At 47.6% G+C, this 21469-nt stretch carries 11 protein-coding genes; 8 read left to right on the top strand and 3 right to left on the bottom strand.

Features of this window, described 5'->3' with window-relative positions; genetic code table 11:
* Positions 1 to 164: 164 nt before the first annotated feature.
* The gene (locus AB6805_RS20515; RefSeq protein WP_370911308.1) at positions 165 to 1445 is read left to right on the top strand and encodes a DUF937 domain-containing protein; all 1281 of its coding nucleotides are present in this window, start codon (positions 165 to 167) and stop codon (positions 1443 to 1445) included.
* A 45-nt stretch (positions 1446 to 1490) separates the two neighbouring features.
* Here AB6805_RS20515 and AB6805_RS20510 read toward each other — a convergent pair whose 3' ends face one another.
* Both AB6805_RS20510 and AB6805_RS20505 read right to left on the bottom strand, forming a co-directional pair.
* Positions 1491 to 3404 carry a DUF3857 domain-containing protein gene (locus tag AB6805_RS20510; protein WP_370911307.1) on the bottom strand — a complete coding sequence of 638 codons (1914 nt, stop codon included), beginning with the start codon at positions 3402 to 3404 and terminating at the stop codon, positions 1491 to 1493.
* A gap of 3 nt (positions 3405 to 3407) precedes the next feature.
* Positions 3408 to 5423: a transglutaminase domain-containing protein gene (locus AB6805_RS20505; protein ID WP_370911306.1), complete on the bottom strand. Its 2016-nt coding sequence runs from the start codon at positions 5421 to 5423 to the stop codon at positions 3408 to 3410.
* 66 nt (positions 5424 to 5489) lie between these two features.
* Here AB6805_RS20505 and queG point away from each other — a divergent pair, with 66 nt between their 5' ends.
* Complete coding sequence (gene queG / locus AB6805_RS20500; RefSeq protein ID WP_370911305.1) at positions 5490 to 6404, top strand: tRNA epoxyqueuosine(34) reductase QueG; 915 nt, start codon at positions 5490 to 5492, stop codon at positions 6402 to 6404.
* Here the strand turns inward: queG and AB6805_RS20495 are convergent.
* Positions 6401 to 7201 (bottom strand): hypothetical protein, encoded by an 801-nt coding sequence (locus AB6805_RS20495; protein ID WP_370911304.1) that lies wholly within the window; start codon positions 7199 to 7201, stop codon positions 6401 to 6403. The two genes, queG and AB6805_RS20495, sit on opposite strands and share 4 nt — an antisense overlap.
* Positions 7202 to 7630: 429 nt before the next feature.
* Here AB6805_RS20495 and AB6805_RS20490 point away from each other — a divergent pair, with 429 nt between their 5' ends.
* The 6 genes from AB6805_RS20490 (at position 7631) to AB6805_RS20465 (ending at position 21361) form a co-directional block, all read left to right on the top strand.
* Entirely contained in the window at positions 7631 to 11665 is a 4035-nt protein-coding gene (locus tag AB6805_RS20490; RefSeq protein WP_370911303.1) for a two-component regulator propeller domain-containing protein, read from the top strand.
* A gap of 486 nt (positions 11666 to 12151) precedes the next feature.
* A complete protein-coding gene (locus tag AB6805_RS20485) occupies positions 12152 to 14998 on the top strand; it encodes a TIM-barrel domain-containing protein (protein WP_370911302.1) in 2847 nt (948 codons plus the stop codon).
* Between the two features lie 70 nt (positions 14999 to 15068).
* Positions 15069 to 18197 carry a SusC/RagA family TonB-linked outer membrane protein gene (locus AB6805_RS20480; RefSeq protein WP_370911301.1) on the top strand — a complete coding sequence of 1043 codons (3129 nt, stop codon included), beginning with the start codon at positions 15069 to 15071 and terminating at the stop codon, positions 18195 to 18197.
* Positions 18198 to 18209: 12 nt separating this feature from the next.
* Positions 18210 to 19769, top strand: coding sequence for a RagB/SusD family nutrient uptake outer membrane protein (locus AB6805_RS20475; RefSeq protein ID WP_370911300.1), 1560 nt, complete (start codon positions 18210 to 18212; stop codon positions 19767 to 19769).
* Positions 19770 to 19795: 26 nt separating this feature from the next.
* Positions 19796 to 20554 (top strand): hypothetical protein, encoded by a 759-nt coding sequence (locus AB6805_RS20470; RefSeq protein WP_370911299.1) that lies wholly within the window; start codon positions 19796 to 19798, stop codon positions 20552 to 20554.
* A gap of 261 nt (positions 20555 to 20815) precedes the next feature.
* Positions 20816 to 21361 (top strand): RBBP9/YdeN family alpha/beta hydrolase, encoded by a 546-nt coding sequence (locus AB6805_RS20465; protein WP_370911298.1) that lies wholly within the window; start codon positions 20816 to 20818, stop codon positions 21359 to 21361.
* Positions 21362 to 21469: the final 108 nt, after the last annotated feature.

The following is a 21469-nucleotide window of genomic DNA, read 5'->3' as shown; positions in this document are numbered from 1 at the left end:
TTAGAACTTATATCCGGTTGTTTATTATTAAAGTAATCAAACAACACGGCGGCCTCCGTTGTTATAAAAGTCCTTGAAACACAAACTGTACATTCCTGCTTACGGCCGGATGATTCAGCCTAAAAAACTGGTCACCACATTCTTCATCACTAAACCCTACAATTATGTCTTTCGATTTACTGGAAAGCGCTAAAAGTATTTTCAACAGCAATGTCGTTAGTCAGGCCTCCTCACAACTTGGAGAAAGTGAAGGCGGCATTCAGAAAGCCATCAGCGGTATCATACCGGTTGTATTAACCGGCCTTCTTAATAAGGCGGGGTCCTCCGGAAGCGCCGGCGGTTTGCTCGACCTCGTGAAGGGGGCAGCGGGCGACGCCAACCCTTCCGCCATTACAGGTGCGTTGCAAAGTGGTGCCGGGGGCTTGCTCAGTAAAGGCGCCGATTTGTTACGCAGCCTGTTCGGCGACAAGGTGAATTCCATTATCGGTATGTTATCTTCCTATGCCGGTATCAAGGAATCGTCTGCCAGTACTCTGTTGCAATCCGCTACCCCTGCTACGCTTGGTACAGTAGGACAATACGCCGCCCAAAACAATCTATCTCCCAATTCCTTTCTTTCCCTGCTGGACTCACAAAAAGATAAAATACTGGGCGCTATACCCGGAGGACTGAACATTGCCGGCGTACTTGGCCTGGCCAATATCGGCGACCTTGGTAAAAAACTCGGCAGCCTGCTGCATATGGACACTGCTACCACTACCGGCGGCGCTGTAAATATCAAACCGGATGCAAAACCCGGCAGCAGCCGCTGGATATGGTCCCTGTTGCTCATCCTCATTGCCATCATCCTGTTGTGGTACCTGATGCGCGGTTGCGGCGCCAATAAACACGACGGCGTTCCTGTTACGGATAGCGTTACCACCAGCCAGATTGCAGATTCGGCTACCATGGCTGTTACAGAAGGCGGCCCGGTGGTTACCCGTGAAAGCATTAAGGTTACCCTTCCCGATGGCGTTGTATTGGATGCCTATAAAGGGGGTATAGAAGATCAGCTGGTGGTGTTCCTGAAGGACAACAGCCGTCCAGCTGGCAAAGATGTATGGTTTGACTTCGATAACCTCAACTTCAAAACCGGCAAGGCTGAACTAACGGAAGAAAGTATGAAACAGGTAGGCAATATTGCCGCTATTATGAAAGCGTTCCCTAAAGCTAAAATAAAGATTGGTGGTTATACTGATCGCACGGGCGACAGCACCAGTAACCTGCGGCTGTCTAAAGAACGCGCGGAGTCTGTAGTTGCGGCATTAAAGAAAAGTAACACCAATCCGGCACAGTTACTTGGTGCAGAAGGCTATGGTTCACAGTTTGCAAAGGCGGCTGCTGATGCTTCTGAAGAAGAAAAGAAAAGAGACCGGCACATTTCTGTAAGTGTACGCGAAAAATAAATTCATCAAAACAAAAAAGGGAAGGCTGGACGGCCTTCCCTTTTTTTATTCTTTTACCAGCACCAGCCGGCTTCTGTCTGATTTTAGCATAGTGGCATAGAACTTCACCAGCTCGGGGTAGTCTGCCGCCGGGAAAATCCCCGCCTTTCTTTCTACTTTTCGTATATAGTTCAGCGTATTCCCTTTGATAGAAACCGCCGCATTATAACTGCCGAATTTAGCGGTTACAGATACCGGCGCTGGGAGCGATTCCGGTTTATATCCCGCTGGTAAAGTGATCGTCACGCTATCCACATCCCGGTAAGCAAAATCAAACTGGATATCCGATTTGCGGGTGGTGTCAGGTTCCAGCTTCACCCCATCGCGTGTGAGGATATTGGGAACCAGGAACATTCGTTTACCCGTTACCGTTGCATAGTTATTTCCTTTGATGCCTAATTTCTCTTCAATGGAAGGAATAGGTGTTTCCAGCTCTGTACAGTGATAATTATTGATATCATAACTGGAAAGATCCAATCCTTTACGCAGTTCCTCCAGTTGTTTTTCCGGGCTCAGTGAATGCAACATGTCACGTAAATCATCCTGCTGAAGACCACTGTAAACGGTTGTTGCTTTAATATCGATGTTACCTGTAGCATCAATAACGGCATCCACATGGCGGATCTGTTCATTGCAATCCATTCCATAAGCGGGGGTACGTATTAATTTGCTGTCGGTTGCATCTACCAGGAGTACCGGCCGGTTGTCGGTAAAGGAACCGAGGTAGCCGGCGGGGATCGTGTTACTGGTACATTCCAGCCAGGTAGTATCTTTCTCACCGGGTACACAGAGTATCTCGTGATTAAACTGGGAAGACGGGAAATCTTCGCGCAGGGTATGCTCATCGTCTCCTGCTTTTACCAGTACACAATTTGATTTAATTCCCGCTTCTTTCAGTAACGCCATCATATAATTAGATAAGGCCTTACAATCGCCATAGCCATTAGCAGCCACAGATGCCGCATCAAAGGTTTGCCATCCGCCTATGCCTAACTGAATACTGATATAACGGTTATTTTTCTGAAGAAATTTATACAGTACCCTGATCTTTTCCTGGCGGCTGCTGATACCATCAACCAGTTCATGTACTTTGGCTTTGATATTGTCGGGCAACACATCCCGGCCTGCATTAAGCTGGTATGCAAAGTTTCCGAAATCTTTCCAGGTGGTCATTTTACCCTTATAGCTCCCCAACTCAAAATCCGTTGGAGCCAGAAAAACGCACGGAGTCCGCTGGTACAACTCAACCGGGTAAATTTCATATTTCCTGGCAGGCAAGTGGTTGACTTCCCATGTGATTGTTTTGTTGCCTTTCTCCGTGGCGACGACTGGTTTACCCTCATAGAGATAACTGCGGTAACGCAATTCATAGTTCTCCGGGTAAATAACCGTCAGCCTGCTTTTTTCAACAGCCGTGTAAATACTCGGCTGCGCCTGCAAACCAGGTATCCCGTATATTGTATTGAGGCGCAGCTCAATGGTATATTCCACCGTATAGGGGTATACGTTATAGTAGAACTGGTGAAGCTTCGCACGGGTATCAGACATCAGGCTGCCATCCCCTACCGCACTTATATCGCGGATATCGCTTTGTTTCAAACGTTTCAACTGCTTGCCTTCAGCATCATATAAGGCGCCACTAATAGAGCGGATCTCTGACAGCTTATTATAATACATCCCCATTTTCATATGTTCAGCCCCTGCCTCATCCAGCACAGTAACCACGTAATGAGAAATATAACGGGCATCTGTAAGATCGTTTATTTTCAACGTAGCCTCATCTAACCTTTTTACCAGGTGCGCATTGGCCCTTAATGAATCAGGAATAGCGCTCACCGGATAAAATGGATCTCCTGCCAGCACTGCCTGCGACACGGTAAACAGGAAAAACAGGATGGCTATTGACAATTGCTTGCGCATAATTTACTTTTTCTTTTTTAACACAATTTGTTCTGCTTCTTTCTTTACCACCAGGTCATAAAAATCGCGCAGGGTCGGGTATTCTTCCGGCCCAAAGTTGGCTTTGTTTAATTTTACCCGGCAGCGCAGCTGTATGTGGTTTTCTGTTTGCTGGATAAGGTATTGAAACAGACCTTCATCTCCATTATAATTCGCTGCGGCAGATTTCGGCATTTCATCTACTACATATCCTTCGGGCACTTCCATATTAAAGGAATATACTTCATCAGACACGCTGTTCATTTCTACGGGGAACTTACGCTCCATCGCTTTAAAAGGATTGCTTTTATGGGCTTCCGACAACAACGGGTTGATGTATAGTACATCGCCGTCGCCTACCTGCATTTTAAAATCGTACTTTACCATCACAGGTGACTCCAGTTCTTTCAGATCCTCTACCGCCTTATTCTCCAGTTCTATTTCACCGGTATAGGATTTTGCTATCCGTTTAAAAAATTCTTCGGGGTCTTCATCTTTTACAGCCGTCCGTATTTTATAAGACTCAAAGTAGGTGGGCCGTTGCATAAAAGTGCCTGACACCATGCCGTTTTCTATCTTCCCCAGAATTACACTGGTAAACCGCTGTTCTTTCAGGGAATCCGCTCCCAGGATCACGGGGGTGGCAAAGTCATCCAACGAACGGGCGGCGCCATTGTAGCATTCTGCCGGGAGCTTTCCGAAGCCCAGCAAAGGTTTTGAGGCATCCAGTTTCAGGTATTCTTCTCCCAGGTTCACACCGGCAATCACGTAGTTAAAGTGGGTATATAAAGGATAGAACTGGTATACATACCCATTGCTACGGGTACTCAGCAGCAGTGGGGTAGCAAAAAGGTTTGCTTTCTTCAGCATCGCCACCAGCAACATGTTGATGTCGGATACATTGCCGTTCTTTGAATTAAAAACGGTTTTGAGTGACTTGTCCATCCACAGCGCGCTGTGATCTGTGCAGGTAAAATTATCGCGAACCCAGGTATAAATTTTCTGTACTTTCTCCTTGTCGGTTTTAGCATCTTTCACCAGTTCTTCCACTTTATCGGAAAGAAAACCATTGTTTGTGGTCAGCACTTTGCCCAGTTCTTCTTCCTTCATCAGGTCTTTCATCAGCTCCTCCCAGGTGCTTTGCACCGGCTTACGCGGCTCTCCCGGCCAGTTATAGGCAGATAACTGGAACTCTACCCTGTTAACATAGTTATCGGTAGTAGTGATATAGCTCTCGTCGTAAATCGGCGGTACGTCTTTCAGCGCCCATTTATAGGTGGTGATAGAAGGCGTTACCGTTACCAGGTGGGAAGGCCCGCTAGCTCCCTGCGACTCATTCCGGAAGGTAAAGGTGGAACGGGAATAGGTTTTCGTTTTTACCACATATGGCTCATATCCTTGTGGGATAAGCATATAGTCGAAATATTCCGGGATGGCTACGCTGTATTCGCTCCACAGACAAGGATATTGCCCCTGGAAATCCCAGGCGCGTAAATGCCTGTAAAAAGGAGAGGCGATAGAAAAGGTGTATTCAATGATAGTACCCTCCTTTACTGCGGGCAGGGTGAATTTCTTTATCAGCAGGGATTTATCCTGTTTGTCGTTGAATACGTTTTTGCTTTCCATCCTGGTTTCCACCACTTCCCCGTTTTCGAGGTTGTAGGCAGCCGCTTTCAGGTTCAGTAATTTCTCTTCCGACGTTTCTGATTTATATATCGGTACGTGAACGGTGGCCTCATCATAGCCGTTTTGATCAACGATCTTAATGCGCCGGTGTACTTTGTACACCAGGCGAAGGTCGTTTCCATCCGACTCAAAAATGGAGGAGCCTATCTCAGACAGGATAATGGCGTGGGCGCCGGTATCTTTCTCAGATCTATTAATAGCAAATTCTTCTTTGGAAACTTTTCCAAATTTCATTTTACTTCCGTCCTGGGCAAAGGTGGACAGGGCGAACAAACAGCTGGCAATGGGAGCCAGCATAACAAAGGTATAGCGCATCAGTTAACAGGCATATGGGATATATATGCGGGTCGAAGATATAAATAATATGCTAATTTTGCCCGGATGACCCACACTTTATTCATAAAAGAGCTGGCAAAAGAGTTAGGATTTGACCATTGCGGCATTGCGAAGGCGGTGCAGCTGGACGACGATGCCCGCCGGTTGGAAACCTGGCTGAATAAAGGTATGCATGGTAACATGCAGTATATGGAGCATCATTTCGACAAAAGGATAGATCCCCGCAAGCTGGTCGACGGCGCGCAGTCGGTGATCACCCTGTTGTTTAACTACTTCCCTTCCGAACAGCAGCATGCCGACGCCCCGCGCATCTCCAAATACGCTTACGGCCAGGATTATCATGAGGTGATCCGGGCGCGGCTCAAAACGATGTTGCTGCGGATGCAGGAGCGGATAGGTCCTGTTCAGGGCCGGGGATTTGTGGACTCCGCCCCCGTGCTGGAACGCGCCTGGGCCACCCGCAGTGGATTAGGCTGGATTGGCAAAAACGGGAACCTGATCCATAAACAGGCCGGTTCCTTCTTTTTTATAGCTACCCTGATTACCGACATCGAACTGGAATACGACGGTCCGGTGGCCGATTACTGCGGCTCGTGTACCCGCTGCCTGGATGCCTGCCCTACGGAAGCGCTGGTAGCGCCGGGTGTAGTGGATGGCAGTAAATGTATTTCTTACTTTACCATAGAGTTGAAAGAACAACTGATCCCCGATAAAATGAAGGGACAATTTGATAACTGGATGTTTGGCTGCGATACCTGCCAGGATGTTTGTCCCTGGAACCGCTTCTCCAAAGCCAACCAGGAAGCGGCGTTTACACCCCTGCCGGCGATCCTGAACTTTTCTACCCGCGATTGGGAGGAGCTGACAGAAGAAGCTTTTAAAGACATCTTCCGTCATTCCCCTCTCAAACGCAGTAAGTTTGCCGGTATCAGGAGAAATATCAACTTCCTGAACACTTAGCGACTGGCCGCTTTAATCAGCCATTGGGTCAGGTCTGTTGCTGCTTCATAGTTTTGGAAAGATGCCGGCAGCTTCTTTCCATCCACATATTCGTTATAAAACCAGGGGTCGCCAACGGCGAAAACCTTGCCTTTTCCCACTTCAGCTACTGCCATAATAACGTGTTCACCATCCTTATAAACCGCTCGTGCAGGGGCTTTCAAGGTTAAAGTGGACAATTCCTTGATATACACCTGCCGGCCAGCCTGGAATATTTCATGTCCGGCCGGGATCCGGAAAGTACCCTGCTCCCAGTTTTTGCCTTTTACACGGTTGCGGCTGTCGCCATTAAAATGGATCCCGAATTTTTCACTCAGCTTGTTAAAGTGGGAAAACTCCGCGTTGGCAGAATCGTTTTCCAGCAATACCAGCACCCCGCCGGCCTTTACCCAGTTATAAATACTGCGGGCGTCCTTTTCATTCATATAGTTGGGTGTGGGCGATTCCTTGTCCGTGTCCGGATCAATGATCATATAAATATCCGTGTGTTTCAGGTTAGCGGCCGTGGGCGCCTGCAACAGGCTGTCCTTTTTCACCCCGAGGGAGTCGAAAATATGCCCCCAGAGCGATACGCCGCCGTTGTCCGTCTCGCCCCAGATGTAATGCCACCTCACGGGATTACCGGCATTGTCCTTTTTGAATTCATTATTATAATAATAATCCAGCGTAACGGTGAGTTCCCTGGCAGGCGGCTGCTGTGCGAAGGCGGTCAATCCCGTTCCTACCAGCAGCATCATACATAAAGTAATACGTTTCATGGTTTTCATATTGGCAAAAAAGTACTCAATAATCTTCAAAGATTATAGCCCCCAAAGCGTGAAATTATCCAGCCAGGGGAAAAATATCGCCCTGTGGTGTTTTTTACTTTTTTTAAAATAATGTTTGCTAATTTCTTGACAATCGTTTTACCTTAACCTACTTTTGTATCAAAGTGAACGCAATACCCCATAACAAACCGCAAAATATCATTTATCATATACCGGCTATGCCGGATTTTAGCTGATTAACTTTTTATGGACCTGAGTGCCATAACGTGGAATTTTAGCAATAAAGGTCGAATTCTTTCGACCTTTCCTTTTTTATATCCGTTTTATGTTATATTGCCGGGCAATTCTATTAATTGTCAGACCAACAATTTTTCAACCAGGTAAGGTGTGTACATGCGGAAGCGGGTCTTAATATCTATCTTGTTATTCCTCCATACTTTGGTAATGCGGGGACAAACACTCCCCTATCAATTCAACCGGATTGATATTAACCAGGGGCTGTCCAACAACCAGGTTAACTGCGTTTTCAGGGATAGTATGGGTTTCATGTGGATTGGTACTGTATCGGGACTGAACCGGTTCGATGGGTATCACTTCACTGTATACCAGCATGATCTGCGCGACACCACTTCTGTTTCCGACAATAACATCAATAAAATCATGGCCGGCCCGGGGCAGCAGCTCTGGATCCGGACCCGTTCGGGGATTAATATCTATGATCCTGTAACGACCCGTTTTAACCGGCGTCCCGAAAACATCCTGCGTCAATGGGGCTTTTCCGGAAACGTGGTTACCGATATTGTAAAAGACCCATCCGGCGGGTATTGGTTCCTGCATCCTTCAGCAGGCATTTTCCTGGTAGATAACGGCAACAGGGCGCAACAGTTTACACACAACAGTGATGGTGGCAGCATCGGCACCAACAGCGTATCGGCACTGCTACCCGGCCAGGCCGGTCATTACTGGCTGCTGCACAGCAATGGCCTGCTGGAAAGGATGGACGCCCGCAGTCACCGCATCGTTTACCGCAACAACACACTCGTGAGGCCAGACATTGCCGGCGCCACCTGGTCGATGGTGGCGGATGCCGACGGCGACCTTTGGTTATTCAGTACCAATGAAGACAACGGCGTTTACTTTTTCGATATCCGCTCCCAACAGTTCCGGCATATTGATCAGAATACCCCCGGCCTCGCGCTGAACAACAACATTGTAAGAGGTGTGGTTACAGACAATAACGGGTTAATATGGATAGGTACCGATCATGGCGGCATTAATATCATTAATAAGAAAGCACAAAGCATCCGTTATATTGAGAATATCAACGAAGATGAACGCAGCCTGAGCCAGAACAGTATCAACGCCCTTTATAAAGATAATACCGGCATTATATGGATCGGGACCTTCAAAAAAGGATTGAACTATTACCATGAGAACATGGTAAAATTCCCGCTGTATCAATACCAGGCGTATAGCCGTAATAGTTTGCCCTATAACGATGTAAACAGGTTTGTGGAAGACGCGGCCGGCAATTTATGGATAGGCACCAACGGCGGCGGCCTGATTTACTATGACCGCAGCCGCAACACGTTTACCCAATACCGGCATGAAGCCGGTAACAACAACAGCATCGCCGGCAATGTAATTGTAAGCCTCTGCATAGATCATAACAAACAACTATGGGTAGGCACCTACTTCGGGGGCCTGGACCGGTTCGACGGCAGCCGCTTTATCCATTATAAACATGACCCGGCAGACAGCACCAGCGTGAGCGATAACAGCATCTGGGAAATACTGGAAGACAGTCGCCACCAGCTTTGGATCGGCACCCTTGGTGCGGGACTTAACCGGCTGGACCCTGCCACCGGCCGGTTCCAGCGTTTTCCGCAGGTAAAGTCCACGTACATTGCCGCCCTGCTGGAAGACCGGCAGGGAAATCTCTGGATAGGCACCTCCGATGGTATCGATGTGCTGCACCTGGCCACCGGCGTTTTCAAACATTATAACAACGTTCCCGGTGTAAACGGCAGCCTGAGTCATAATAACGTAGTATGCATTTTCCAGGACAGCCAGCAACGCGTATGGATAGGCACCCGCGAAGGACTGAACCTGTTCAGTCCAAAAAACAATAACTTCCGTACTCTTCGCAAAGAAGACGGTCTGCCGGACAACTCTGTCCTGAACATCCTTGAGGCCAACGATCACAGCTTGTGGATGAGTACTCCCAATGGTTTGTCTAATATGAAGATCGGGCCGGACGCCTTTACCTTTAAAAATTATGATGAATCCGACGGGCTGCAGGGGAAAGACTTCAACGAAAACGCCGCGTTGAAAACCAGTCGCGGGGAACTGATCTTTGGCGGCGGCAACGGGTTTAACCTGTTTTATCCAAACGCCATTGCGCTCAACAACAATATTCCGCCGGTAGTGCTCACCGATCTGCAGATATTTAACAAAAGTGTACTGCCGGGTGAAAAGATCAACGGGCGGGTATTACTGAAAGCGGCTATCCCCGAAACACAAAGCATTACCCTGAAACCCGGTGAAAACGTGTTTTCCATTGAATTCGCGTCCCTGAATTATTTCCACCCGGAGAAAAACAGGTATGCATATATGCTGGAAGGATTTAATAAAGACTGGCTCTATACCGACGGTATGGAAAGGAAAGCCACCTTTACCAACCTGGATCCAGGCGATTATACATTCCGGGTAAAAGCCTCCAATAATGATGGTGTATGGAATGAAAAAGGAATTACGCTGAAAATAAAAGTACTTCCCCCCTTCTGGAAAACCTGGCCAGCCTTCCTGGGTTATGTGTTGCTGATACTGGGCGCCTTGTTGCTGGCCCGCCGCATCATACTGGAACGGGAAAGGCTGAAATTCAGGATGGAGCAGCAAACACAGGAAGCCGCGCGCATGCATGAGCTGGATGCCCTGAAGATCCGTTTCTTCACCAACGTAAGCCACGAGTTCAGAACGCCGCTCAGTTTAATCATCACCCCGCTGGAAAAGATTATCCGGCAAACATCTGAAAGCACCCTAAAAGTGCAGCTGGAGCTAATGCAACGGAATGCACGGCGTTTACTCAACCTGGTGAACCAGTTACTCGACTTCCGTAAAATGGAAGTCCAGGAAATAAAACTCCATACCGCCGAAGGCGATATCATCGGTTTTGTAAAGGACCTCACCTCGTCGTTTTCAGACTTGTCTGATAAAAAGCATATCCAGCTTAACTTCCAGAGCAATGTACAGGAGCTGAAGATGTTGTACGATGCAGATAAAATAGAGAAGATCATCTTTAACCTGCTTTCCAATGCCTTTAAGTTTACGCCTGAAAATGGCAGTATATCCGTTCACGTTAGCTACCAGGAAACAACCGCGCAACTGGAAATTGCCGTAAAAGATAATGGTATTGGTATTCCCCCGGAGAAGCAGGAGTATATCTTTGAAAGGTTCTTTCAACATGAAGTACCCGCATCTATGGTAAACCAGGGCAGCGGGATCGGCTTATCCATTACAAAAGAGTTTGTGAAATTGCATGGTGGCAGCATTACGGTAGACAGCGCCCCGGAAATGGGCAGCTGCTTCACGGTATACCTGCCGGTTAAAACGGCTGCTGTTGCTGTTCCCGGCGCCGTACAGGAAACAATTCGTACTACCACCGCCGTTACACCGGCCGCTACCGTGAACAGTAACTCTAAAAAACCGGTGGTTTTACTGGTAGAAGATAACGAGGATTTCCGTTTTTACCTGAAAGATAACCTTACCCAGTACTTCCAGATCATAGAAGCCGAAAACGGGCTTGCAGCCTGGAAACTGCTGCAGCAAACACTCCCGCACCTGATTGTAAGCGACATTTCCATGCCGGAAATGGATGGATTGGAATTATGTAAAAAGGTACGCGCACAACAACGCACGGCACACTTACCCATTGTATTGCTTACGGCCAGGGCCGAAGAAGCCCAGCAACTCGAAGCGCTGGAAACCGGCGCTTCCGATTACATCACCAAGCCTTTTAACTTCGAGGTGCTGCTTTCGCGGATCAAAAACATTATCTCCCAGCAATCATCTCTCAGAAAAACATTCCAGCAGTATATAGAAGCCAACCCGGGAGAAATAGCTATTTCATCTGCCGATGAACAATTTATCCAGCAGGCTTTACAAATTGTAGAGAAGAATATCTCCAATCCCGACTTCTCTGTAGAAGAACTGAGCAGGGCGCTTTTTATGAGCCGGGTATCTGTGTATAAAAAGATCCTGGCCCTTACCGGCCGGTCGCCCATTGAATTTATCCGGGGCATCCGCTTAAAGCGGGCCGCACAGCTGCTCGAAAAAAGCCAGCTTACCGTGGCCGAAGTAGCTTATGAAGTGGGATTCAACAACCCAAAATACTTTACAAAGTATTTCAAGATGGAATACAATGTACTCCCCTCCGTTTATGGGAAGAAGAAATAATACCACTACTTCAATTATACATCAACTCTCCTAAACAACAAATCTGCCCTATTAAATAACGAAATCCGACCCATGCCTACCGGATGCAATGGATAATTTTGTGGACTGACTATTAAACCTGACTATGTTCAAGCAAAACTTTAAACGAAGCAACCGCCTGTATCTGCTGATTGAAATCCTGCTGTACTGCGTGATCACCGGTTCACTCATTGGCCTCTTCTTCTTATAACAGCCTTAAAACCAGCCTGTTCCTTCTCCGTACGTTAACATTTAATACCCTAACGGGAATCAATTAATTCCCTGACTGCTACAAACGGTTAACATAATCGCCCTACATCTAAAACATACCCATCCCCTCTGATTCCGGAGCTCCCTTTACATTTGTTTTACACGTTTTGAAGTAACACGTTTTGAAAAATAGATCGCGGATACCACATCCGTAATTGTAACAACCACGTTCAACCGACGAAAAAAATCCATTCAAATATGCACATAAAGAGGGCGATACCGATCGTACTTATGACGTTCCTCACTTCCTGGTGTTATGCCGGGCAGGTGGAAAAACTGTCTGATGGCCTGTTGATTCATTTAAAAAATCCCGCCCCGAATGGCGCCCGGCAGGTGAAGCTGCAAGTGGTCTCCGATAAGGTGATCCATGTAACGGCTACCCCCGACGACCATTTCACCGGCGCTCCCAGCCTCATGGCGGTAGATGCACAGGGTAACAGCATCAAATGGGATTCGGAAGAACGAAATGAAACCGTGACTTTAAAAACGGCCAGCATTACTGCCACCGTGGCGCTGAATACAGGAGAAGTGGTATTCCGCGATAAGGCCGGCAACATTATATTACAGGAACAACCCGGCGGCGGTAAAAGCTTTACGCCGGTTACCATCGGCAACAAATCATTATACCGGATCCAGCAGGTGTTTGAATCGCCCGCCAATGAAGCGTTCTATGGACTGGGGCAACACCAGACCGGTTTAATGAACTACAAAAACCAGGACGTGGATCTCACACAGTACAACTCGGTGGCAGCCGTTCCTTTTGTAGTATCCAACCGTAACTATGGCATTTTATGGGATAATTATTCCATTACCCGTTTTGGCGACAACCGTCCTTATAAACAAATGTCCGAATTACACTTAATGTCTGCTGACGGGAAACCCGGATTCAGTGCTACCTATGGCGACCGGTATAATAATACGGTGTATGTAAAAGCAGTGGAAGATAAAATTGATTATGAGTTCCTGGATCGCCTGTCGTCGCTGCCTGCAGCTTTTCCAATGGTAAAAGGAAAAGTAACCTGGGAAGGTACGGTGAATGCAGATGAAACCGGCGAGTATAAATTCTTCATGACCACTTCCGGTTACACCAAAGTATGGATCAATGGCCAGCTGAAACTGGACCGGTGGCGGGAAAGCTGGAACCCCGGCGCTTCCGTTTTCCGGCATCTGCTTCAGAAGGGACAACCCACTACCATAAAAGTGGAGTGGATCCCGGAAACCACCCAGTCCTTTATCTCCCTTAAATTCCTCCCACCCACTCCCATTGAAGGAGCGGATAAAATGCAACTGACTTCAGAAGCAGGTGAAAAAATTGACTACTACTTCATGTATGGTGAGCATATGGATGAAGTGATCAGCGGCTACCGGCAGGTAACCGGCAAAGCCACCATGATACCGCGCTGGGCGCTGGGTTTCTGGCAAAGCCGGGAGCGGTATAAAACACAGGACGAGATTGAAAATACTGTAGCAGAGTTCCGCAAAAGGAAAATCCCGCTGGACAATATCGTACTGGACTGGAGTTACTGGAAACAGGATGAATGGGGCAGCCAGCAGTTTGATCCTGCCCGTTTTCCCGATCCCGTGGGCATGATCAGCCGCCTGCACAAACAATACCATACTAATTTCATGATCTCCGTATGGCCAAAGTTTTATGAAGGGATCGACAACTATAAACTTTTCGACAGCAAAGGCTGGTTATACAAACAGAATATTAAAAATAAGCAACGCGACTGGATAGGTAACGGTTATGTATCTACGTTTTATGATGCCTTTAACCCGGAAGCGCGTAAACTGTTCTGGAGCCTGTTGCAGAAAAACCTGCTCAGCAAGGGCGTGGATGCATGGTGGCTTGATGCCACAGAGCCGGATATCCTGTCCAATGCCTCTATCGAAGAACGCAAAAAGCTGATGGATCCTACCGCGCTGGGATCAGCCACCCAATACTTCAACACCTATGCGCTGGTAAATGCGCAGGGGATTTACGAAGGGCAACGTGCGGCCAAGCCGGGTCAACGTGTGTTTATCCTCACCCGCTCCGCCTATGCTGGGTTGCAACGCTATGCTGCGGCCACGTGGAGCGGTGATATCGCCGCCACCTTTGAAGAATTCAAAAGACAAATCCCCGGCGGACTAAACTTCAGCCTTTCCGGTTTGCCTTACTGGACTACAGATATCGGTGGTTTCTTTGTGGAAGATAAATACGATCAGCCCAACCCACAGGGTCCTGCACTGGAAGAATGGAGAGAACTCAATACCAGGTGGTTCCAATATGGCGCTTTCTGCCCGCTGTTCCGTTCACACGGGCAATATCCTTACCGCGAGATGTTCAACATCGCGCCCGACAGCAGCACAGCGTACCAGTCGATGTTATACTATGACCAGCTGCGTTACCGCCTGCTGCCTTACATCTACTCCGTAGCAGGCAATACTTACCACCACGACTATACGATGATGCGTGGCCTGGTAATGGACTATGGCCAGGATACAGCGGTGCTGAATATCCGCGACCAGTACATGTTCGGTCCTTCGCTGCTGGTAAACCCTGTGACGGAGTACCATGCCCGCAGCCGGGAGCTGTACCTGCCCGCAGGCAACGGCTGGTATGATTTCTACACTGGAAAATATGAAACAGGTGGTCAGCATATTACCGCAGCAGCGCCTTTGCAGCGGATGCCTTTGTATGTAAAAGAAGGCGCTATCCTGCCGGTAGGTCCTGCACTGCAATACACCAATGAGCGCAAGGCAGATACCATACACCTGTATGTGTATACCGGGAAAGACGGGGAATTTACTTTGTATGAAGATGAAAACAATAACTATCAATATGAGAAGGGCGCTTTCAGCAACATTTCCTTTAAATGGAATGAAGCCGCGCAAACACTGACGATAGGACAACGGGAAGGCCGTTTTCCGGGTATGCTGCAGCAAAGGCACTTCCTGGTAACGTTTGTAGGTAAACAAACCGTCGCAGGACCGGATATCAGCAATAAGACAGGTAAAATGATAACATATAATGGAATAGCAAAAACGGTCCGGGCCATCTGACCTGGACCACTTCTTCTAAAAACATTTAAACATTATTCAACCTCCTTTGCCTAAATAAAACACGTTAAACATGAAAATCTGGTACACAATCAGCAATTATTTTCCGCGGCAAACCGTCTTAAAGACGCTTGCTGTATGCAGTTTGGCTACAGCAGCGCCTCCGGCACTGCATGCAGCTGCCAATAACGGGAAGGCATATACGCAACCTGTAAAACAAGCAATCACGGGCAAGGTAACCGACACCAAAGATGGTGCTCCCCTGCCCGGCGTTAATATCATTGTAAAAGGAACTAACCGGGGTACCGTAACAAATGTAAACGGAACTTTCACCCTGCAGGCAGATGCGGGAGAAATACTCGTAGTGTCGCTGGTAGGCTATAACAAACTGGAAGTACCCGTTCAAACGGGCAGCCCGATGACGATACGCCTGGAATCAGCGGCTACAGGGCTGGATGAATTGGTAGTAGTAGGTTATGGCGTGCAAAAGAAAAAAGTAGTGACCGGCGCTACTGTACATTTAAACAACGATGACCTGATAAAAAACCACGCCATCAGCGTGGAGCAGTCCTTACAGGGACAGGCGCCCGGTGTGCAGGTAACTTCCAACTCCGGTCAACCCGGTGATGCGTTGAAATTCACTATCCGTGGTATCGGCACCAATGGCGATTCCCGCCCGCTTTTCATCATTGACGGTTTTCCGGCGGATGATATCAGCTTCCTCAATCCAAATGACATTGCCAGCGTAGATGTGCTGAAAGATGCCGCCTCCACTGCTATTTATGGCACCCGCGCAGCGAATGGTATCGTAATGATCACCACTAAAAAAGGCCGCGCCGGTAAAATGAATGTCAGCTTCGACGCCTCCTACGGATTGCAGAATCCAGCCCGCAAGCTGGACTTACTCAATGCGCAGCAGTACGCCAATATCATGAACGAAGCGTCTATCAACTCCGGTTCTGTGCCTATCTATACACCAGACTCCATTGCGAAACTGGGTACAGGCCCCGACTGGCAGAAAGCAGCTACCAACAAAAATGCACCCATACAAAATTATAGCCTGAGTCTTTCCGGCGGTAATGAAAAGTCCGTTTTCTCCTCGTCCTTTTCCTTCCAGGGACAGCAAGGCGTGATGGGACTTCCCGGCAGGTCTAATTTTGAAAGAACTTCTTTCAGGATCAATTCAGAACACAAACTGTACAAAGACCTGATCAAAACAGGGGAAAACCTCACGTTTGCGCATACACGCCAGCGGGGTATCGGTACAGGTAACATCTACAACAACTCTATCCGTGGTTTATTAAACGCCACTCCCATTTACCCGGTGTACAATGCGGATGGCAGCTATGGCAAATCCCCTTATGCAGATGAACCCAACCCGATCGGTTCCATTGATTATACACAAAATAATCAAACCATTACCGACAGGATCATCGGTAACATCTATGCGGAAGCTATCCTGATCAAAGGATTGACCTTGCGTACGGATTTTGGCGCGGATATCTCTTATAACTACAACAATGCTTTTATTCCCGTATACAACCTGGGCACCAATAACAGCAACGAACATTCCTCTGCCAGTCAGGGTATGTACCGCAACCTTACCTGGAACTGGGATAACACCCTCACCTACCAACTCACTGCCGGCAAACATAACCTGAACGTAATGGTGGGTACTACCGCCAAAAAATACGAAGGTTATAATGTAAGCGGCAGTAAAACAGACCTGATCATCGCCGACTTTGATCACGCTATTATTGATAACGGCAGGAATGATTCCACCCGTAAAGTATTCGGCACAAGAAGCATGAATGCACTGCAATCTTACTTTGGCAGGGTGTTTTACAGCTACGACGATAAGTACCTGCTCACCGCCACGCTTCGCCGGGATGGTTCCACCAAATTCGGCTCCAACAACCGTTATGGTTATTTCCCTGCCTTCTCTGCTGGATGGATCGTTACCAACGAATCGTTCCTCAAAAACAGCAGCTGGATTAACTTCCTGAAGATCCGCGGCGGATGGGGACAAAACGGTAGTGACAGGATAGATGACTTCAGGTACCTGGCCACCATCAACTCCACTTACCGCGATTATTATTTCAACGGACAAAAAGCGATCGGCGCTTCTCCTGATAAAATACCCAATCCTGATCTGCATTGGGAAGCATCCGAACAAATTGACCTCGGATTTGACGCAACACTGTTCAAAGACGTAACCGTTACATTCGACTGGTATCAGAAAAACACCCGCGACTGGCTGGTAACCGCTCCTATCCCCGACCTGGTGGGTACCGGCGCTCCTACCATCAACGGCGGTAATATTCAGAACAAGGGTATTGAACTTGGCATTAATTACAACCACACGTTTGGAGAAGTAAACATCGGTATCGGCGGCAACATTGCTTTCAATAAAAATACCGTGATAGATATTCCAAACCAGGAAGGTGTATTGCATCCTTCTTACAACGGCGTACTGTCGTCCAACATGGATGAATACTTCCGCGCACAGAACGGAATGCCCATCGGCTATTTCTATGGATTGAAAACAGCCGGTATCTTCCAGAACCAGGCGGAAATTGATGGTTACACCAGCAAAAGCGGCCAGAAAATACAGCCAGGCGCACAACCCGGCGATGCCCGTTTCGTAGATCTGAACGGCGACGGCGTCATCAATGGTGATGATAAAACAAAGGTGGGTGATCCCAATCCTACACAAACGTATGGTATCTCTCTGTCTGCAGGCTGGAGAGGATTTGACCTGAGTGTATTGCTCAGCGGTGTGGGTGGCAATGACATTGTGGATGGTACCAGGGCTTACGACCGTTTTTATAACAACTATACCACGGCTGTTTTTGATCGCTGGCATGGTGAAGGAACGTCCAACAGCACGCCCCGTGTAACACTGGGTAATGAGGCCAACCAGAACTACACCCGTTTCTCTGATCTGTATGTACACAATGGCGCTTTCATGCGTGTAAAAAGCATCAACTTTGGATACGATCTTAAGAAAACTTTACTGAAACGTTTACCGGTTCAGCAGCTCCGGTTGTATGTATCCGGATTGAATGTATTTACGTTTACCCATTACCGTGGATTAGATCCTGAAGTGGGTTATGGAATCGATAGCTGGTCGTCTGGTACTGACCTCGGTTATTTCCCGCAGCCAAGAACTGTTTTATTCGGTCTTAATGTTAAATTTTAAACTCCGGCAATCATGAAGAAAATAATAGCAGCTATCATCATAACGGGGTTAATGAGTTCCTGTTCCAAAAGTTTCCTGGAAACATTGCCCATCAATACCATTACAGAGGAAGATTTTTATAAAACTCCGGGAGATGCTTACCAGGGACTGGTTTCCGCGTACAGCGTATTGAACTGGGATGGTTACGGCAATATTGCGCTGACATCAGAAATTGCGTCGGACGATTGCTTTGGCGGCGGTGGTGCTTCCGACAACGGATGGAACCAGTGGGATAAGAGCATTAAAATGAATGACCTCAACAGCGCTGCCTGGAAGAAATACTACACTGGTATTTACCGCGCCAATAAACTGATCCAGAAAATTGAAACGGTAGACTTTAAAGGAGATGATGCTACTAAAAACCGTTACATAGGTGAAGCTCATTTTCTGCGTGCTTACTTTTACTTCGACCTGGTACGGATGTTTGGTCATGTGCCATTGATCACAGCGCCACTGGAACCCGGCAACTACAGCATTCCGCAGGCCAATCCGGACAGCGTATACATGCTGATTGCCAATGATCTGAAAGTAGCCGCGGCAAATATTCCGGCAACTCCTTTTGCCAGCATTCCTTCGGGCGAATATGGCAGGGTTACCAAATGGGCTGCTGAAGCCTTGCTGGGCAGGGTATTCCTGTATTATACCGGCTACTACAGCAAACCTGATATTGCCGGTGTATTTTCACAGGCAGATGCTATTGCCGCCATTGAAGATGTGATCAACAACAGCGGGTACAGTCTTGTTCCAAAATACCGGAACCTGTTCCGTGCTTCCGCTGAAAGCACCACTGACTATGCCGGGCAGAATAACGCAGAAGGTGTGTTTACCATTCAATATACTTACCTCGGTATGGGCGACCAGAACCAGCAGAACGGAAACCGTATGCAGGTAATGATCGGCATCCGCTCACAGGTGCTGGGACCTTACTACAAAGGATGGGGCGGCGCTACAGTAAATGAAGCGCTCTTTCATTCCTATGCTCCGGGCGACAGCAGGCAAACCGCTTCCATTATTTCTATTGCCGGAGAAGGATTTGCAGATAGTTATAAGCTGGATGACCAGGCGCAATACACCGGCTTCTTTATAAAAAAATATACGCCGCTGAAAGATAAAAATGCAGATGACCTGGGTGGTAGCTTCCAGTGGGACAATTTCGATAACTATATGGTGATCCGTTTTGCAGATGTGTTGCTCATGGGTGCAGAGTTAAATCTCACTGCGAATGCAGGCAAGGCACAGGGTTATATCGACCGGGTACGCGACCGTGCATTTGGCGATCAAACACATCGCATTACACTCAGCAGTAAAGCACAGATCATGCAGGAACGCAAGCTGGAACTGGCTTTGGAAGGGCACCGCTACTGGGATCTGCTGAGGCAGGGAATGCCTGCAGCTAAACAGGCAATAGACAATGCTTCTTCCCAGGCGGCTTTCAACGTAAGCTTCCGTCCGGAAACAAATGGTTTGTTCTCTATCCCTGAAACACAGATCAATTTATCAAACGGTACGCTCAAACAAAACACCGGCTGGTGATATTGTTCACTTTAAAAACTACAAAAATGAAACGTCTGCATATATATTTTCTCGGATTAATTACTGCATCGTTTTATGCGTGCAGTCCTTACGAAGACAGGATCACCCCGGCAGATCCTGCCGGTATTAAACTGGATTTTTCTGTCACACAAAACCCGGATTATGATAACCAGGTAACGCTGGAAAGCAAAACGAAAGATGTGATCCCATTCTGGGACTATGGTTTTGGTACTACCAAGGAAGCGAAGGCGGTAGTGATCCTGCCTTTTGCAGGCGACTTCTTTGTCAAATATTCGGCTTATGGCACAGGTGGTCCTAAAACAGATTCTGTAAAAGTTACCGTGAGTGCAAACGATCCGAAGTTCTTCGCCAGCAAGCTGTATAATTTACTCACCAATGGCGCCGACGGTAAAACCTGGGTATGGGCCATCGATGTTCCGGGTGGTTATTGTTTTGGTAATGGTCCTGGTGATACCGAAAGGCCGGCATGGTGGACTGTAGGAAAAGCAGGGCTGCAAACCCAGGGCGTACTGGATGATGAGATGACGTTTGATCTCAATAAGAACGCAAATTTTTCCATCACACATAAAGGTGTTACTACTAAAGGTTCGTTTACCCTGGATACTTTGGCGCAGAAGATCAAGATCAATGGCGCTGATATCAGTTGGGGAAACAACGTGGCCTACAATATTATTAAGCTGAACGCTAATGAAATGACGCTGGTACAGCAAGGTGATGGCTGGCGTAATATCTGGATGTTCAAGCGCAAGGGTTTTGTATTTTAAAAATCCACATTATGGCCCCCGGTGGGAATTTCCCCGCCGGGCTTTTTTAACAATTATTTTATGGAGATGATAAAAGCGTATCACATATATCACAAATAATTAAAATACTCAGTATTAATCAATGCTGTTTTGGTTGTTACCTGTTGCCGGTGCTTTTCAGCTCCGGCTATTTTTTTTGGTATATACTACTTTTCTGCGGATCACTTAATTCGTATTTGGTGATTCTTTTTACTATCTTTCAAGACACAACGCCTCTATGTCATGGAAATAAAAGTTCTGACCGCGCCGGGGCTGGGTAGCTCCGGAAAATTACACTGGCAAACATTATGGGAACAATCTATACCCGGAACAAAGCGGATTGAGCAAACAGATTGGAATGCGCCGGTTTGTGCTAATTGGGTAGCGCAGATAGAGAAAGCCGTAGCTGAGGCCGGACCGCAGGTAGTCATCGCTGCGCACAGCCTGGCTTGTATTGCACTGGCGCACTGGGCGGGGCAAACAAACAAAAAGATCAGGGGCGCATTGCTGGTGGCGCCGGCAGATGCAGAACGACCGGGATTCCCTCCTGAGGCAACCGGCTTCTCTCCTGTTCCGTTGGTGAAGTTACCGTTTGAAACTATTATTGTGGCCAGCACCAATGATCCTTTCTGTTCCCTGGAAAGAGCTGCATTTTTTGCCCGTCACTGGGGAAGCCGCTTTGTAAACGCAGGCGCCAAAGGTCATATTAACAGCGAATCCGGGCTGGGAGAATGGCCCGAAGGACAGAACCAGCTGAAGGAACTGGTACAGAACTGGCCAACTCTTTAATGTTGTTACCGCCGGTATTACGCTATTCACTGCTGCAACGCTTAACCTGTAATTTCACTTTTCATTCTACTTTTCCACTTTTTCTTTGAGACCTGAATAAGATATGTT

It is taken from the genome of Chitinophaga sp. RCC_12 (assembly GCF_041360695.1).
GTDB lineage: Bacteria > Bacteroidota > Bacteroidia > Chitinophagales > Chitinophagaceae > Chitinophaga.
This window is presented reverse-complemented; position numbering and strand designations above follow the sequence as displayed.

Excerpts from the sequence above, each read along its gene's own strand:
- AB6805_RS20485 (WP_370911302.1), top strand. The coding sequence starts at position 12,152 with ATGCACATAAAGAGGGCGATACCGATCGTACTTATGACGTTCCTCACT.
- AB6805_RS20495 (WP_370911304.1), bottom strand. The coding sequence starts at position 7,201 with ATGAAACGTATTACTTTATGTATGATGCTGCTGGTAGGAACGGGATTG.
- AB6805_RS20470 (WP_370911299.1), top strand. The coding sequence starts at position 19,796 with ATGAAACGTCTGCATATATATTTTCTCGGATTAATTACTGCATCGTTT.
- AB6805_RS20475 (WP_370911300.1), top strand. The coding sequence starts at position 18,210 with ATGAAGAAAATAATAGCAGCTATCATCATAACGGGGTTAATGAGTTCC.
- queG (WP_370911305.1), top strand. The coding sequence starts at position 5,490 with ATGACCCACACTTTATTCATAAAAGAGCTGGCAAAAGAGTTAGGATTT.
- AB6805_RS20465 (WP_370911298.1), top strand. The coding sequence starts at position 20,816 with ATGGAAATAAAAGTTCTGACCGCGCCGGGGCTGGGTAGCTCCGGAAAA.
- AB6805_RS20510 (WP_370911307.1), bottom strand. The coding sequence starts at position 3,404 with ATGCGCAAGCAATTGTCAATAGCCATCCTGTTTTTCCTGTTTACCGTG.
- AB6805_RS20480 (WP_370911301.1), top strand. The coding sequence starts at position 15,069 with ATGAAAATCTGGTACACAATCAGCAATTATTTTCCGCGGCAAACCGTC.
- AB6805_RS20505 (WP_370911306.1), bottom strand. The coding sequence starts at position 5,423 with ATGCGCTATACCTTTGTTATGCTGGCTCCCATTGCCAGCTGTTTGTTC.
- AB6805_RS20515 (WP_370911308.1), top strand. The coding sequence starts at position 165 with ATGTCTTTCGATTTACTGGAAAGCGCTAAAAGTATTTTCAACAGCAAT.